Below are 16,449 nucleotides of genomic sequence, written 5' to 3' on the forward strand. Positions count from 1 at the left end.
ATTTTTGTTAATCCTTTTATGTTATCTAAGCTACTTTTTCAGCAGCCTCAAAGTACTTTGGCGGGCTATTTCAGTCCAAACAACAGTCATAAAACCCGCCGAAACCACTTTGACGGGGAATCTCGCCACGAACTCGAATCCCAGAGACAAACAGATAACAATACCATTAAACAAAAGAAACGGAGCAGTCTCATTTCGAGGCAGCTCCGTTTTTTCGCACTTCTGAGGGCAAACAATGGAATCTGTTTTTATAGCACGTATAGAAATAGGTCTTGTTCGAGAAGCCGACTTCGGTCAGGATCGTCTGGATCGGGATTTCGGTGGATTCGATGAGCAGGTTGGCCTTCAGCAGCCGCTTTTCGTTCAACAGTTCCGTGAATGTCTGGCCGCTGCGCTTTTTGATCATGTTGCTCAAGTAATTCTTGTTGAAGTTCAGCCGTTTGGAGGCAGCATCCAGGGTCAGCGTCGTGAACTCGGAATCAATCAGCTGGAGGACCTCGTAAAAGGGGTCCTTTTTGCTGAACGTTTCGCTGTACTCGTGCGGAAGCGAGCGCGCTAATTCGTAAAGCAGGATCGGCAGGTAGCTGCTGATGATCTTTCCGGAAAAGACCTTCGGGAAGAAATATTCGTCGGCCATATTGTTGATGATCTGCTTGATGTGCTCATTCTGTTCATTGCGGAACAAAATAAAATTCGCGGCGTTCGTGTCCAGCGGGTTGTTCGTCAGCAGGATTTTGTAGAGGATGCTGTCGTTGTGGTTCATGTTCATCAGCCAGTTGATCGAGATGCTTTTGTTGTTGAAAAGGATGTTCAAAAGCAGGTCGTTCTTGCCGAGCGCCTCGATGGAATGCTCGCTGCCGGTGTCCATAAGCAGGATATCGCCTTCCCTCAACAGGTAAGGGACTCCGTTGATGATCTGGCGGCATTCGCCCTTGACGATGTAGTTGAGCTCGAGGAATTGGTGCGAGTGCTCCGGATAGGCGGCATAGCGGTTGTGTTTGCTGATGTAGATATCCTTGTTTTCGAAAAACAGATGCTCCTTGATCTTTGGCACCCGGATCACTTCCCCCTCCAGCTCCGGCAGATCGGGCACAAATTTATGCCGCTTTTTCTGTTCCTTTTCGATGACAGATTCCTGCGATAACAGCGCAATCAGATCCATTTGGACACCTCCTGTATATTTGGTACTCACAACTCATTCAGTGACATTGTAGCATAAATCCAGAAGTTGTTTAATAGTAATGTAAACAATTACAAGGTGGAGGTGTGAAACAAGTATATGAAGTACTATACGATGATAGATATCGGCGCCTCCAGCGGGCGGATCATGCTGGCGGAAATAGATAATAAACAATTGGCGTTGCAGGAAGTGCACCGTTTCAAAAATGGCTTCAGCCGCATCGACGGATCGGACAGATGGGATATCGAAACCATTTTCCAGGAAATCCTGACGGGACTATCCAAACTGAAGGCACTCGGCGTGACGGAATGCCATCTCGGGATCGATACATGGGCGGTCGACTACTGCCTGATCGGAACGGACGGCCAATTGCTGCAGCTGCCGATCAGTTACCGGGACGAACGCACGAAAAATACGATGGAAAAAGTGGCACAAGTGATCGGCAAAGAGACGATCTACGCCAAAACGGGCATCCAGTTCCTGAACTTCAATACATTGTATCAACTGTATGAAGAGGACAAGGACTTGTTGGCCAGGACGGACAAAATACTGATGATACCGGATTATCTGGCATATCGGTTGACCGGTGAGATGGTCGGAGAAGTGACGAACGTGTCCTCTTCGCAGATGCTGAATCTCGAAACCGGCGAGTTCGATAACGACTTGCTTGAACTTGTCGGCATCCCGAGAGCGAAGTTTCCGGAACTGGTTGTGCCAGGAACGAAAATCGGCGATGTGAAGGCTGATCTGATGGAAAGCTATGATTTGCCCAAAATCGAAGTGATCGCTGCGGCGACGCATGATACGGCATCCGCCATCGTCGGCGTGCCGGCGCTGGGCGGGAAATGGGCCTACCTCAGCAGCGGAACCTGGTCATTGATCGGTGTCGAAAACGACGCACCGATCAACGGCCGTCCCGCCTACGAAGCGAACTTCACGAATGAGTGGGGCGCTTACGGGACCTATCGTTTCCTGAAGAACATCACCGGCATGTGGTTCGTGCAGGAAATCGCGCGCAACCTGGATTACCGCCACTCCTACGGTGAAATGGCGCAGATGGCTTACGCGGTTGAACCGTTCCTGCAGTATGTCGATCTGAACGATCCGCGCTTCCTCAATCCGGCAAACATGATTGAGGAAATCCAAGCCTACTGCCGCGAACGGGGCGAAATCGTTCCGGAAACAACCGGTGAATTGGTGATGTGCGTGTACAGCAATCTGGCCTTGGCCTATGCGCATGAACTGAAGAAAGTCGAAGCATTAACGAAGGAAACGATTGATGTGTTGCACATCGTCGGCGGCGGAGCGAACGTCAAACTCCTGAATCAGCTGACAGCCGATGTCACCGGGAAGTTGGTCGTTGCCGGACCTACCGAAGGCACCGCAATCGGAAACCTGATCGTGCAGATGATCGCAGCTGGAGAATTTGCTGACCTGGCGGAAGCCAGAACTTGGCTGAGAAGTCAGATCCACGTTGAAGAATATCCACCAAACCCGATCGCAGACCGGGAGCACTTAAAAAAATACGAAGAAAAGATTGGAGTATAGACAGATGACAAAACCTATTGAAGAAGCATACACTTTAGCAAAACAAAAATACGCCGCCATCGGTGTGGATACAGATGCAGTACTTGAAAAACTGAGCCAAATCAAGGTTTCATTGCAATGCTGGCAAGGGGACGATGTATTGGGATTCATGTTCCCTGATCAAGCCTTGACCGGCGGGATTTCCGTCAGCGGCAACTACCCAGGCAAAGCAACGACACCAGCACAACTGCGTGCCGATTTGGATAAAGCTTTGAGCCTGATCCCCGGTAACCATAAAGTGAATCTGCATGCCATCTATGTGGATACAGACGAAAAAATCGACTTGGATCAGATCGAACCGAAGCACTACGGAAAATGGGTGCAATGGGCAAAAGAAAAAGGTCTTGGATTGGATTTCAACCCTACCTGCTTCTCACATCCAAAATCGACAGACGGCACGTTGTCCAGCAGCGACCCTGAAACACAAGCATTCTGGATCGAGCACGTGAAACGCAGTCGTAAAGTGGCCGCTTACTTCGGCGAAGAACTGAACCAAACTTGCGTAAACAACATCTGGATCCCGGATGGCTACAAAGACAATCCAATCGACAAAATGTCTCCGCGTGTACGCCTGCGCGATGCGTTGGATCAATGTTTGGAAGAGAAATTCGATGATGCGCACATGTTGGACGCAGTCGAAGGAAAACTCTTCGGCATCGGTGCTGAAAGCTTCACGACCGGTTCCAACGATTTCTACCTGTCTTACGCATTAACAAGGGACATCTTGTGGACAATTGATGCGGGACATTTCCACCCAACCGAGGATGTTTCCGATAAATTCACGGCCTTCCTGCCTTTCGGCAAAGGTTTGATGCTGCACGTGAGCCGTCCGATTCGTTGGGATTCCGATCACGTGGTCATCTTGGATGAAGCGACTACCCGCATCGGCGAAACATTGGTGCGCAACGACTTGTTGGACAAAACGTTCATCGGCATGGACTTCTTCGATGCAACAATCAACCGTGTCGCAGCCATGGTCATCGGCGCGCGCAGCACCTTGAAATCCTTGTTGTTGGGTATGTTGAGCCCGATCGAAACATTGAAGGATGCCGAAAGCACTGGCGACTTCACAACACGTTTGGCTGTCACGGAAGAAATGAAATCTTATCCATTCGGCGCTGTCTGGGAATTCTATTGCCAACAACAAAATGTTCCGGCTGGTACGGAATGGCTGACTGAAGTAAAAAACTACGAACAAAAAATTCTGACGGAACGTAAATAAGGGGGAAACCATCAAAATGAAAAACATTTTAGAAGCACCATTCATCAAAGAAGTCATGCTGTTGACGGACGTCATGTACAAATTCGGCTGGCACGAAAGAAACAGCGGCAACTTGTCCTACTTGCTGAAAGAAGAGGAAATCACGGAATATCTGGATCTTAACGAAGTGAAACGCAACATTCCGATCGCTTTCGACGGAAAAGCTTTGGCCGGGAAATATTTCTTGGTCACCGGAACAGGTAAATTCTTCAAAAACGTCATCCATGACCCGGCTGATGTCTTGGGAATCCTGAAAGTGACTGCGGAAGGCAACAGTGTAGACCTGTTATGGGGATACGAAAATGGAGCGGCTCCTACAAGCGAATTGCCTGCTCATTTGATGTCACACATTTCGCGCTTGTCGGTCGATCCTGAAAACCGTGTCGTTTACCACTGCCACGCCACTAACCTGTTGGCGATGTCATTCTCTTGCGAGTTGGATGAAAGAAGCTTCACGCGCATCCTTTGGAAAATGTGTACTGAGTCATTGGTCGTGTTCCCTGAAGGCGTGGGCATCCTGCCTTGGTTGATGCCTGGAACGAACGAAATTGGCGAAGCAACTGCTGAGAAAATGAAGGAGTACCGTCTGATCGTATGGCCGCACCATGGTTTGTATGCAGCCGGAAAAGATTTGGAAGAGTGCTTCGGTTTGGTCGAAACTGCTGAAAAATCAGCTACAGTATACACGCTTGTACAATCACAAGGCGGCATCAGACAGGAAATCACTGATGAGCAATTAAGCAATCTGGGCAAACGTTTCTCTGTAACCCCAAGAGCGGGTTACTTGAAATAAGTGCTGCCGCAATTTCGTGACTTCAGTCATGAGTTAGGCAGCACGGTCTGGTTTCATTCTTTTTGTTTTGTGAACGCATGTTCGTAGGTGTATAATGAAGCCAAAGAGGTGCGTATCATGCTAAAAGCCTATCAGTTCCGCTTGTATCCCAATCAGGAACAGAAAATTTATTTCGCCAATTGTTTTGGCTCCGCACGGTTCATCTTCAATCAGATGTTGGCTAACCGAAAAGAAATTTACGAAACCTATAAAGATGACAGAGAACTGCTGAAAGCCATCAATCCGAGGACCTATACTTCCTTCAAAGAAGAATTTCCGTTCCTGAAAGAAGTGGACAACCTGGCTTTGGCGAATGCCGGCCAAAACCTGAATAAGGCCTACCAGAATTTCTTCCGCGACAAGTCTGTCGGTTTTCCGAAATTCAAAGCCAAGCACAAATCAAAAGCATCCTACACCACCAACAACCAGGGCGGAACCATCCGCATCGAAAACGGAAAAATCAGACTGCCGAAGATTGGTTTCGTCACAATCAAACAGCACCGGGATTTTGATGGGCTAATCAAATCCTGCACGATTTCGATGAACAAGGCCGGCAACTACTTCATTTCTATTTTGGTGGAACAAGAAACGCCTGAATGGCTACCGGCGGAACATAAGATCGGCATCGATCTTGGCCTTTCCGATTTTGCCGTCACCACAAATGATGCGGGCAACATCGAAAAACACCCGAATCCAAAGTGTTTGCGGAAATCCGAAAAGAAAGTCAAGAAAGCCCAACGCGCCTTGTCCCGCAAGCAAAAAGGCAGCAAGAACCGTGAAAAGGCACGCTTAGTACTTGCCAAAAAACACGAAAAGATTGCGAACCAACGCAAGGACTTCCTGCACAAACTCTCCAACCGGATCACAGACGAAAACCAAGTCATCGTGATCGAGACGTTGCGGAGCTCCAATCTGATGAAGAACCACAGACTTGCGAAAGCAATCGGGGATGTCAGTTGGTTCGAATTCAGCCGACAGTTGGCGTACAAAGCGGAATGGAAAGGCCGAACGCTCATCAAGGCGGACAGGTTCTATCCGTCCAGCCAAATTTGTTCCGCTTGTGGACACCGCGACGGCAAGAAGGCTTTGCATATCCGTGATTGGACCTGTCCGAACTGCGGCACAACCCATGACCGGGACATCAATGCCAGCAAGAACCTCTTGGCTTTGGCCAAGTAAAAAAACCACTGAGGCAGGGACTGCCTTTTGAGCCTACTCCATATCCATTCCCGCTGTCTGTAAAGACATCCGCAGGCAAGGAAGGAGGTCGTAGGAAGCTCGCGACTTGAGTCGTAAGTAGTTCACCATCTAATCTTATCAAAAGGGGATAACGCAAAATGGCAACTTTTTATGTACCAGCAACAAACCTTATCGGAATAGGCTGCATCAAGGAATTAGGCAGCAATGTGAAGGATCTTGGCTACAAGAAAGCTTTGTTCGTTACGGATAACTTCTTGGCCAAAAGCGAAATGATTGACGTTGTCTTGGCAGAATTGGACAAAGCCGCTATCGATTATGTGATTTATGTGGATGTCGATCCGAACCCGACCTGCAAAAACGTGAATGAAGGCGTGGCTATGGCGCAAGCGGAAAACTGCGACTTCATCATTTCCTTCGGCGGCGGTTCTCCGCAGGATGCAGCGAGCGCTATCAGCATCATCCTGACGAACGGCGGCAAACCGCAGGATTACGAAGGTTTGCATAAATCGGCAAAGGCCGGCTTACCGGTTGTGGCAATCAACACGACTGCCGGAACATCCGCTGAAATCACGATCAACTACGTCATCACCGACGAAGATCGCAAAGTGAAGATGGTTATGGTCGACAAAAACAGCTTGGCGAAGATTTCCGTGAACGACCCTGAATTGATGCTGACGATGCCGAAATCATTGACTGCGGCGACCGGGATGGATGCTTTGACGCATGCGATCGAATCGATGGTAACGCCTGGCGCTTACCCTGTGACCGAAGTCTTGGCTTCCGGAGCGATCGAATTGATCCGCGAATACTTGCCGAAAGCTGTAGAAAACGGAACTGACTTGGATGCGCGCGACAAAATGGTCAACGCCATCTTCTTGGGCGGAATGGCATTCAACAATGCCGGCCTTGGTTATGTGCATTCGATGGCTCACCAATTGGGTGCCGTCTACCACTTGCCGCACGGTGTCTGCTGTGCGATGCTGTTGCCGATCGTGGAAGCTGAAAATGCTAAATTTGCACCTGAACGTTTCCGCAAAGTAGCGAAAGCATTAGGATTGGCAGTGACAGCTGACGTATCCGATCAAGCCTGCGCAGACTACACGGTCGAAGAAATCAAACGTTTGTCCAAAGTTGTCGGTATTCCAACATCATTGAATGAGCTGGGCATCAAGGAAGAGGAATTCGATTATGACTACCTGTCCAAAAATGCCATGATCGATGCCTGCGCACCAGGAAACCCATTCACTCCGACATTAGAAGAAACGATTGCGATGTACAAAAAATTGTTCCAATAATCCAAACCTGAGCTAAAAAACAACTTTTTCAAAAATTTCAGATAATCCGAATTTGTCCAAAATAAGGTTATCCATACTAAAGAAGAGCCATCTCGATTTTTGAGGCGGCTCTTCTTTGCTGTGCCAAAAGACGGTTATAGAACTGGATGTCGGTTGTTGAGGATGCCATGAATAGCAAACAGCCGACAGAAGCTCGAACTCTAGGCTGTTCGTACCACGAAGCGCTCGGAACAGTCGACAAAAGTCGGATCTCTCAACATTTCGCGAAGTGAAACGCTCGAAACAGCCGACAAAACCTGGCTCAACTCCGGCTAATCTGGATTGGCCCACTTACTCATATAGCATAAATCTATAACTGCGTATATTTATTAAGTGTTATCCTATATCCATTTTCCATGGCATACTGGAGCAACCTTCTGATAGAAGCTGATCAGCAACTATCGGGACAGCGGTAAGACATCATGTTCGCAGTTTTCCCTGATGACTGGGAAGGGACTTGAAATAGCAGGAACCAAAAAAATGAAATGGAGGAATTCAAAATGAACAGTTCACTAATCGGTTTTCCAAGAGTAGGCAAAGGGCGCGAGTTGAAGTTCGCATCCGAAAAATATTTCAGAAAAGAAATTTCAGTAGAAGAGTTGGAGAAAGTCGCAAAGGGTCTTAAGATAATGCACTGGAATCTGCAGCAGGCTGCCGGCATCACCCATATCCCTTCGAATGATTTTTCATATTACGACAACTTGCTGGATGTGACTGTCTTGTTGAATGCGCTGCCCAACAGCTACAGACAGCTGGGCTTGAACGAGCGCGACACTTATTTCGCGGCTGCGCGCGGCTACCAGGGCGAAGCCGGCGACGTCAAAGCGTTGGCGATGAAGAAATGGTTCAACACCAATTATCATTATTTGGTTCCTGAGCTGTCCGACGACACCGAAATCAAATTGGCGGGCGACAAGCCTTTCGCCGAGTATGAAGAAGCAAAAGAAATCGGCGTGCTGACCAAACCGGTCATCATCGGCGGATTCACTTTCCTGAAACTGGCCAAATATAAAGGTTCCAAAACAATAAATGATTTTGCCGACCAAGTGGCAAATGCCTACATCGCAATACTCGACCGGTTCAATGAGCAAGGCGTGGCGTGGGTGCAGTTCGATGAACCGAGCTTGGTCACCGATCTGTCCGATGAAGATGTGGCGTTGTTTGCTTCCCTGTACGAAAAGGTGCTGGCACATAAGGGCAACGTAAAAGTATTGTTGCAGACATACTTCGGGGATATCAGGGACAGCTACGAAGAAGTGATCGGGCTGGACTTCGATGGCATCGGCCTTGACTTCATCGAAGGCAAGCAAACGGTGGAACTTTTGGAAAGACATGGCTTTCCGGCTGATAAAACTTTGTTTGCCGGCGTCCTGAACGGGAAAAACATCTGGAAGAGCGACTACAAAAAGGTCATCGACTTGGTCAATGGGCTGGAAAAGTACAGCAACGACATCGTCATCAGCACTTCGTGTTCATTGCTGCATGTTCCCTACACGCTGGAAAATGAGACGAGCTTGCCTGATGAAGTATCCCAGTATTTCGCGTTCGCGAAGGAAAGACTGCAGGAAATCAAGGAACTGACGGAATTGATCGGAACTTCCGGATATGAAGAGCTGGAAGCCTATCTTGCGAATCAGCAAGTCTTTTCAGCGGACCGGGTCTATGAAGACAAGCACGTGCAAGCGTCCGTAGCAAGCTTGACAGAAAGAGATTTTGTCAGAAACGTTCCGAGAAAAAAACGGAGAGCGATCCAAAAGGAGAAACTGCAACTGGGTCTGTTGCCGACAACGACGATTGGTTCCTTCCCGCAGACGAGGGAAGTCAAGCAGAACCGCAGCAAGTACCGCAAAGGCGCGATCTCAAAAGCCGAATATGATGAAAACATCAAAGGATTCATCAAAGAATGCATCGATCTGCAGGAGGAACTGGGGCTGGATGTGCTGGTCCACGGCGAATCCGAGCGCAATGACATGGTTGAATTCTTCGGTGAAAACCTGGCAGGATACGTATTTACCGAAAAAGCCTGGGTACAGTCCTACGGAACAAGATGCGTCAAGCCACCGATCATCTTCGGTGATATCCGACGCGAAAACCCGATTACCGTGTTCTATTCGAAATATGCGCAGAGTCTTTCCGACAAACCGGTCAAAGGGATGCTGACAGGTCCGGTGACGATCCTGAACTGGTCGTTCCCACGTGAGGACATTTCGCTGAGGGAGATGGCTTTCCAGATCGGTCTGGCGATCCGCGAAGAGGTTCTCGATTTGGAGGAAGCGGGCATCAAAATCATCCAGATCGATGAAGCGGCTCTGAAGGAGAAGTTACCAATCCGCAGAGAAGAATGGGCGAGCGAGTACCTTGATTGGGCGATTCCGGCATTCCGCCTTTGCCACAGTGGTGTGAGGCCGGAGACGCAGGTGCATACGCATATGTGCTACAGCGAATTCGAGGAGATCGTAAAGGATATCGACAACATGGATGCGGATGTCATTTCCTTCGAAGCCTCCCGTTCCAAACTGACGATCATCGATGCCTTGAAGGCTAACAAATTCGAAACGGAAGTCGGACCGGGCGTATATGACATCCACTCGCCGCGCGTGCCTAGTGTCGAAGAAATGGTGGCGGTATTGAAGAACGCGCTGACGAAGATAGATGAAGAAAACCTATGGATCAATCCGGATTGCGGACTGAAAACCAGAGGCATCAAAGAAACGAAAGAAAGTCTGGCCAATCTTGTGGCGGCGGCGAAAATCATCAAAGACGCAGTTTTGGTCTGAAAAGAGGTGAAGGCTGATGAAAATAGAATCCAAATTCCAAAAGAAAAAACCGGTGCTTTCCTTCGAAATTTTTCCGCCGAAGCGCGATAAAGCGATCCAGAACATCGACGAGACACTGGCGATCCTGAGCGAACTGAACCCTGATTTCATCAGCGTCACTTTCGGCGCCGGCGGAAGCCATACGAATAACCAGACCGTCGCCTTGGCAAAACGGATCAAGCATCAATTCGGTATCGATCCGCTCGTGCATCTGACTTGTCTGAATTCCTCGAAATTCGAAATCTGCGAGCTGTTGGAAGAACTGAAGGACGCGGATATCGACAGCATCCTGGCCTTGCGCGGGGATGTCAATCCGGAGGTGGAAGCAAAGAAGGATTTCCGATATGCCAGCGATTTGGTGAAATTCATCAGGCAATACGGCGACTTTTCCATCAGCGGCGCCTGTTATCCGGAATGCCATACGGAATCGAAGAACAAAGTCGAGGATATCGCCCATCTGAAGGAGAAAGTGGATAGCGGGGTGCAACATCTGATTTCCCAGCTTTTCTTCGACAACAATGTCTTCTACTCCTTCCAGGAGCATATCCAGATTGCCGGCATGCAGGTGCCGGTCGAGGCGGGCATCATGCCTGTCATCAATAAAGCGCAGATCGAAAGGATGGTGACGCTCTGCGGGGCCTCCTTGCCGGAAAAATTTTCCCGAGTGATGCACAAATACGAAGACAACAAAGAGGCCCTTTTCGATGCCGGCATGGCCTATGCGATCAATCAGATTGTCGATTTGTTGGCGCATGATGTGGATGGCATCCATATCTACACGATGAACAATCCAATCGTCGCAAAAAGGATCTGCGACGGGATCAAAAATTTGATCTGAATGCGAATTCGTCGGGCGCCGCTTATCGGAGTAGGGCGGCCTGCGCGTCGTCCTGTTCCGGCGAGGGATCGCTCCCCGGAGGACGACGGTGACTTGCAGGCTCACCTCCGACGAGCACCGTCTTATCGGAGGACAGATCTTAAATGTGGGCCGACCTCCGGCGAAGCCTCCGTTCGCCGGAGGAGGCATCTCATCCCGCCGCATTTATCAGATTTTTTCAGAAAAAAGAGAGCTCCCGCCATTTCCGGCGGGAGCTCTCTTTTTTTCTTAGTTACTTTGTGTATTTTTTTTGGTCTGGAAACGCGGTCTTTGTGCGGCTTTTTGGCCGCCTCTTGGACCTTGCTGGTTTTTGACGCGGGTTCCGTTACTGCGCGCGGCAACCGGTTTTTTCGGTTGCGGTGCAGCTGCCTTCGTGCCTTCTTTCAACAGGAAAGGCTGATCTGTTACGACCGGAACTTTTCTCTGGATAAGTTTTTCTATGTCACGCAACAAAGATGCTTCGGTTTCATCACAGAATGAGATGGCTTTTCCGCCGCGTCCTGCGCGTCCTGTACGGCCGATACGGTGAACATAGGTTTCCGGAACTTCAGGCAAATCAAACAGAATAACATGCGAAAGTTCAGGCACATCGATACCACGGGCTGCAATATCTGTCGCTACAAGAACGCTGGTTTTTTTGGTCTTGAAGTTTTCCAAAGCTCGTTGACGCGCGGTCTGGGATTTGTTTCCGTGGATCGCTTCGGCTGAAAGGCCTGCTTGCAAAAGCTTTTTGACGATCTTGTTGGCGCCATGCTTCGTTCTTGAGAAGACAAGGGATCGCTCCATTGAATCTTCCTTCAACAGGTGGATAAGCAGGTCGGTTTTGTCGGTCTTGGCTACAGGGTAAACGCTCTGGTGGATGATTTCCACAGTCGAGGAAACCGGAGTGACTTCGACTTTCACCGGATTTGACAAAATAGTGCCGGCAAGTTTTTCGATCTCATTCGGCATAGTGGCCGAGAAGAACATGCTCTGACGTTTCTTAGGCAATTCGCGGATAATGCGGCGTACATCATGCAGCATCCCCATGTCCAACATCATATCCGCTTCATCCAAAACAAAGAAATCTACTTGATTCAGTTTGATGTATCCTTGTCCGATAAGATCCAACAGTCTGCCTGGTGTCGCGACCAGGATATCCGTTCCGCGTTTCAGCGCGGCTGTCTGAGGATTCTGGGAAACACCACCGAAAATGACTTGAATCTTCAATGGAAGGTATTTAGCGTAAATTTGGAAGCTTTCCCCGATTTGCAGGGCAAGTTCACGGGTAGGAGCAAGGATCAGCGCTTTGATGGCGCCTTTTCCAGCGGTTTCTTGTTCCGTCAGGTTCTGAAGAATCGGTAGGGCAAAGGCAGCGGTCTTACCGGTACCAGTTTGGGCACACCCCAACAAATCCTTGTTGTTCATCAGATGCGGAATGGCATCTTCTTGGATGGGCGTAGCTTTCGTGTAGCCAGCTTCTTTCAGTGCGCGCAATAGGTGCTGGTTTAATTCTAGTTCTTTAAATAACAAATGGTTCTCCTTCAGCATGTTCTACATGCATTTGATTTTAGTGGGTATGTTTCGGGTCAGGCCAGTTTGGGAAAGAGAGTGGGACTCTCGTTTGCCAAATTCCTCACCGCGAAACGTTATATAGGTTCTCTGAGCAACAGCGTGACTGGCCTACTATATCACAAATGGAAGCAAAAGTCATAGCATTCCGCTTTTGGGTGGAATAATAAGGGTGCAAACAAGGCACGAAAGAGTAGTCAAACCCGAAAAAAGCCCGCCAAAATCAATTTGGCGGGCTAGCATATAGAATTTTCGTCAGAATCCCTCGACAGGTCCTAGAGCAGTTCCCATTTCTTCGCCGCTTCTGATTTGCGCTTGAGGCTGTTGAGGTTTTTTGTGTATTCGCGCGCGTAGAGAATCGAGAACAGCGTATCCAGGATGTATTCGAAGGATATCTGCGATGAGAAGGTGCCGACTTTGAAGAAGTCGAACTCATCATAAGGCACCTCGATCACAAGGTCGCACAGCTTGCTTGTTGGTTGCTCCGTATTTGCGGTCAGCAGGATGCAAGGTATCTTCATGGAATTCAAATATTTGATGATTTTTCTGTGGGTCGCTGAATTGCCGCCGTAGCTGATGAACAGGGCACAATCATTCTTACCCATGCTTAATGTATTCCAGGCCGCTTCGCCGTATTCGTCGGCGATGACCAAATGCTTGTTGATCTTGATGAATTTATTCTGGTAGCTGCGGGCGCGGATCTGGGAATCGCCTGTCGCGAAAAGAAAGATCTTATCCGCCTTTTGCAGCAAATCAGCCGCTTTGTTCAGTTTGTCCTTTTCCAGTTTCACCAAGGTTTTTCTGATCGTTTCGATCGTGAGGTCGGCCATTTTTTTGGCGATGTCCATCGAGCCGTCCATCGGCAGGAACGGGAAGTTGGGATCGACGTTTGTGGGCGTGTGTTTGCTGCTTTGGATTTCATGGATCAGCGCCACCTTGAAGCTCCGATAGCCTGAAAAACCCAGTTTCTGGCTCAGTCGGATGATCGCTGAATGGGAAGTGAATGTATTTTCTGCAAGCTGTTGGATCACCATATCGGGCACATCATCCAAGTTTGTCAAAATGTAATCAGCGATTCTATGCTCGGTGTCCGTAAAACTTTCTTTCAATTTCAATTTTTTCAGCAAACTCATCCTGTTCCCTCCATATATGTAATGTATCCAGCAACGATTCGATCCGCTTGTCCGATCCGGCATTTCCTTCAATATAAGCAATAAACCCGGAAAAGGCAACTGCGAACAGTGAATGGCAAAGGGTATTCACATGCGCGCTGAACATTATGTTCAGTGTTTTACAAACAATTCGGACTTGCATTGAACAGCAGGTCCTATCTGGTGTAAAAGCGTTTTCGTTGAAGTTATTATTCCCTATAATGAGGCCATGCAAGAGAAATGGAGGAATTATCTTATGTTAACAATCGCTTATATCGGCGGCGGGAAAAGCGCCCACCGTTATCACATGCCCTTCTCCCTGAAAAACGAAAACATCCGCGTCAAGACAATCTTTTCTCCAGTACAAAATGATGCTTGGGAAAAAGTGCCAGGAGTTCTTTACACAGACAATATTGAAGACATCTGGAACGATGATGAAGTCCAATTGGTCGTGGTGTCCACGCCATCCGACTTCCATTATCAATATGGGAAAATGGCCCTGGAAAAAGGCAAAAACGCGCTGGTTGAAAAACCTTTCACGAACACATCCGCAGAAGCCAAAGAACTGTTTGCCTTGGCGAAAGAAAAAAATCTCTTTATCCAGTGCTACCAAAACCGCAGATTCGACTCTGACTTCCTGACTGTCCAAAAAGTTATCGAGAGCGGCGTGTTGGGGGATATCTTGGAAGTCGAAATGCACTACGACTACTTCAGACCGGAAATTCCGGAGTCCATCACAAGCTTCTCTAAGATCAACAGCTACCTGTATGGGCATGGCTGCCATACAATCGATCAGGTCTTGTCCTACTTCGGCAATCCGGAAAGCATCACGTATGATGTCAGACAGCTTTTGGGCAAAGGCCGCTTCAACGATTACTTCGATTTGGACTTCTTCTATGATACGAAGAAAATTTCCGTCAAATCCAGCTATTTCCACCTGAAAGAACGTCCAAGTTTTATCGTCACCGGGAAAAAGGGCTCATTCGTCAAGCAGACCAAGGATCGTCAAGAGGAGCACTTGAAAGTATTCCATATGCCTTCGAATGCTGATTTCGGGATCGATTTGCCGGAACATTACGGCATCCTAACTTATATGGATGATGCGGGCCGTTACCACGAAGAAAAAGTCGTTTCCGAAGTTGGAGATTACGGCCGGATCTATGCCGGTGTCTATGAGTCGATTGTGAACGGAAAAGAAAAGATCGTCAAAGATGAAGAGACCATCCGCCAGATTGAAATTCTTGAAGAAGGCATCAACACGATTAAGGAATAATATTAGGAGGTTATAAAAAATGGAGAACTTATTAAATGTCCTTGAGGAAAAATTGACTCCCATAGCCGTGAAATTGGAACAAAACCGCTATTTGAGCGCTGTAAAGAACAGCTTTATGTCAGCGATGCCGCTTTTGATCATCGGGTCTTTCTTTATCCTATTAGCTTACTTGCCGATTAACGCTTATACCGAATTCATGCTGAACACGTTCGGAGCCGATTGGCAACGGATGTTCACAATCCCCAACAACATTTCCATGAGCATGATGACCATTTACGTTGTAGTCGGGATAGGTAATGAATTAGCTAAATCGTACGGATTGGACAGTATGGCCGGCATCTTTGCGGCAATGGCATCCTTTTTCGTAGTCACACCGATGCACGCTTTTGCAGAGGAAGGCTTGGGAATCGGGATTCCATTAGGGAACTTGGGAGCTGCCGGATTATTTGTTGGCATCCTGGTTGCAATCGTTGCAGTCGAAATCATGCGATTTACCGACAAAATGGGTTGGAAAATCAAAATGCCCGATTCGGTTCCACAAAACGTATCGAAGTCCTTCTCATCCTTGATTCCGGTTGCTCTGGTCATCATTTTCTTCAACTTCGTGCGCATAGGCTTTGAGCAGACCAGCTACGGCGACGTACAGACGTTCATTTTTAACAACTTGCAGACACCATTGACTGCACTGGGCAGCACTTTGCCGGCGACTATCGTTGTGCTCATTATTGAAGGTGTCCTCTGGTCATTTGGTTTGCATGGTGCGAATATCGTCGGCAGTGTGATGCAACCGATCTGGTTGACGCTGACTGCCGAAAATGCTGCAGCGGTGGCCGCAGGACAGGTAATACCGAATATCGTGAACTATCAATTCTACAGCAATTTCGTCAAAGTCGGCGGCTCTGGTGCCACATTCGGTCTCTGCTTGTTGCTCTTATTCGCAGCCAAATCGAAGCAATTCAGAGCATTGGGCAAATTGTCGATTGGTCCGGAAATCTTTACGATCAATGAATCGATCATTTTCGGTATGCCGATTGTCCTGAATCCGATCATGATCGTGCCATTCCTTTTGGCACCGCTTGTCTTGAGTACCGTTGCTTATTTCTCCATGAGCACTGGCCTCGTGCCATATACAAATGGAGTGAATATCCCCTGGACCACTCCACCAGTCATTTCAGGCTTCCTGGTTTCGGGCTGGAGAGGGGCTGTGCTGAACATCGTGCAGATCGCACTTTCAGCTGCCATCTACTTCCCATTCTTCAAAATAGCTGATAATTTGGCTGTCAAACAGGAACTGGAAAATGAAGAAGAGCAACAGCATCAAATGGAAGCTGTTGAAGCATAGAAATTCAATAAAATATTAATTGGAATACAAAGAATCGAAAAAGGG

General features: G+C 48.2%; 12 protein-coding genes. 9 read left to right on the forward strand and 3 right to left on the reverse strand.

What is annotated here, in order from left to right:
- Nucleotides 1–190: 190 nt before the first annotated feature.
- Nucleotides 191–1,162, reverse strand: coding sequence for a helix-turn-helix domain-containing protein (locus C7R73_RS07870; RefSeq protein ID WP_106449979.1), 972 nt, complete (start codon nt 1,160–1,162; stop codon nt 191–193).
- A gap of 117 nt (nt 1,163–1,279) precedes the next feature.
- Between C7R73_RS07870 and rhaB the strand changes: the two genes are divergently transcribed.
- The 7 genes from rhaB to metF all read left to right on the forward strand — a co-directional run bounded on the left by rhaB (nt 1,280) and on the right by metF (nt 11,048).
- Complete coding sequence (gene rhaB, locus C7R73_RS07875; protein WP_106449980.1) at nt 1,280–2,728, forward strand: rhamnulokinase; 1,449 nt, start codon at nt 1,280–1,282, stop codon at nt 2,726–2,728.
- 4 nt (nt 2,729–2,732) lie between these two features.
- On the forward strand, nt 2,733–3,989 hold the full coding sequence (locus tag C7R73_RS07880) for an L-rhamnose isomerase (RefSeq protein ID WP_106449981.1): 1,257 nt from the start codon (nt 2,733–2,735) through the stop codon (nt 3,987–3,989).
- Nucleotides 3,990–3,999: 10 nt separating this feature from the next.
- A complete protein-coding gene (gene rhaD, locus C7R73_RS07885) occupies nt 4,000–4,821 on the forward strand; it encodes a rhamnulose-1-phosphate aldolase (RefSeq protein ID WP_239992603.1) in 822 nt (273 codons plus the stop codon).
- A gap of 117 nt (nt 4,822–4,938) precedes the next feature.
- Nucleotides 4,939–6,039, forward strand: a complete 1,101-nt coding sequence (gene tnpB / locus C7R73_RS07890; RefSeq protein WP_106449983.1) for an IS200/IS605 family element RNA-guided endonuclease TnpB — start codon at nt 4,939–4,941, stop codon at nt 6,037–6,039.
- A gap of 158 nt (nt 6,040–6,197) precedes the next feature.
- A complete protein-coding gene (locus C7R73_RS07895) occupies nt 6,198–7,355 on the forward strand; it encodes an iron-containing alcohol dehydrogenase (RefSeq protein ID WP_106449984.1) in 1,158 nt (385 codons plus the stop codon).
- 539 nt (nt 7,356–7,894) lie between these two features.
- Nucleotides 7,895–10,171: a 5-methyltetrahydropteroyltriglutamate--homocysteine S-methyltransferase gene (gene metE / locus C7R73_RS07900; RefSeq protein WP_106449985.1), complete on the forward strand. Its 2,277-nt coding sequence runs from the start codon at nt 7,895–7,897 to the stop codon at nt 10,169–10,171.
- A 16-nt stretch (nt 10,172–10,187) separates the two neighbouring features.
- Entirely contained in the window at nt 10,188–11,048 is an 861-nt protein-coding gene (gene metF, locus C7R73_RS07905; protein WP_106449986.1) for a methylenetetrahydrofolate reductase [NAD(P)H], read from the forward strand.
- A gap of 267 nt (nt 11,049–11,315) precedes the next feature.
- Here metF and C7R73_RS07910 read toward each other — a convergent pair whose 3' ends face one another.
- Together C7R73_RS07910 and C7R73_RS07915 are read right to left on the reverse strand one after the other, a co-directional pair.
- Nucleotides 11,316–12,599 carry a DEAD/DEAH box helicase gene (locus C7R73_RS07910; protein WP_106449987.1) on the reverse strand — a complete coding sequence of 428 codons (1,284 nt, stop codon included), beginning with the start codon at nt 12,597–12,599 and terminating at the stop codon, nt 11,316–11,318.
- Nucleotides 12,600–12,913: 314 nt separating this feature from the next.
- Nucleotides 12,914–13,771, reverse strand: coding sequence for a MurR/RpiR family transcriptional regulator (locus C7R73_RS07915; protein WP_086628884.1), 858 nt, complete (start codon nt 13,769–13,771; stop codon nt 12,914–12,916).
- 274 nt (nt 13,772–14,045) lie between these two features.
- Between C7R73_RS07915 and C7R73_RS07920 the strand changes: the two genes are divergently transcribed.
- Both C7R73_RS07920 and C7R73_RS07925 read left to right on the forward strand, forming a co-directional pair.
- The gene (locus C7R73_RS07920) at nt 14,046–15,062 is read left to right on the forward strand and encodes a Gfo/Idh/MocA family oxidoreductase (protein ID WP_106449988.1); all 1,017 of its coding nucleotides are present in this window, start codon (nt 14,046–14,048) and stop codon (nt 15,060–15,062) included.
- Between the two features lie 19 nt (nt 15,063–15,081).
- Entirely contained in the window at nt 15,082–16,404 is a 1,323-nt protein-coding gene (locus C7R73_RS07925; RefSeq protein WP_106449989.1) for a PTS sugar transporter subunit IIC, read from the forward strand.
- Nucleotides 16,405–16,449 lie beyond the last annotated feature (45 nt).

The sequence above is a fragment of the Trichococcus alkaliphilus genome (genome assembly GCF_003008695.1).
Classification (GTDB): Bacteria; Bacillota; Bacilli; order Lactobacillales; family Aerococcaceae; genus Trichococcus; species Trichococcus alkaliphilus.

Bases quoted from the DNA above. Each gene is read 5' to 3' on its own strand.
- C7R73_RS07895 (WP_106449984.1), top strand. From the start codon at position 6,198: ATGGCAACTTTTTATGTACCAGCAACAAACCTTATCGGAATAGGCTGC.
- C7R73_RS07920 (WP_106449988.1), top strand. From the start codon at position 14,046: ATGTTAACAATCGCTTATATCGGCGGCGGGAAAAGCGCCCACCGTTAT.
- metE (WP_106449985.1), top strand. From the start codon at position 7,895: ATGAACAGTTCACTAATCGGTTTTCCAAGAGTAGGCAAAGGGCGCGAG.
- C7R73_RS07915 (WP_086628884.1), bottom strand. From the start codon at position 13,771: ATGAGTTTGCTGAAAAAATTGAAATTGAAAGAAAGTTTTACGGACACC.
- C7R73_RS07880 (WP_106449981.1), top strand. From the start codon at position 2,733: ATGACAAAACCTATTGAAGAAGCATACACTTTAGCAAAACAAAAATAC.
- rhaB (WP_106449980.1), top strand. From the start codon at position 1,280: ATGAAGTACTATACGATGATAGATATCGGCGCCTCCAGCGGGCGGATC.
- metF (WP_106449986.1), top strand. From the start codon at position 10,188: ATGAAAATAGAATCCAAATTCCAAAAGAAAAAACCGGTGCTTTCCTTC.
- C7R73_RS07925 (WP_106449989.1), top strand. From the start codon at position 15,082: ATGGAGAACTTATTAAATGTCCTTGAGGAAAAATTGACTCCCATAGCC.
- tnpB (WP_106449983.1), top strand. From the start codon at position 4,939: ATGCTAAAAGCCTATCAGTTCCGCTTGTATCCCAATCAGGAACAGAAA.
- C7R73_RS07870 (WP_106449979.1), bottom strand. From the start codon at position 1,162: ATGGATCTGATTGCGCTGTTATCGCAGGAATCTGTCATCGAAAAGGAA.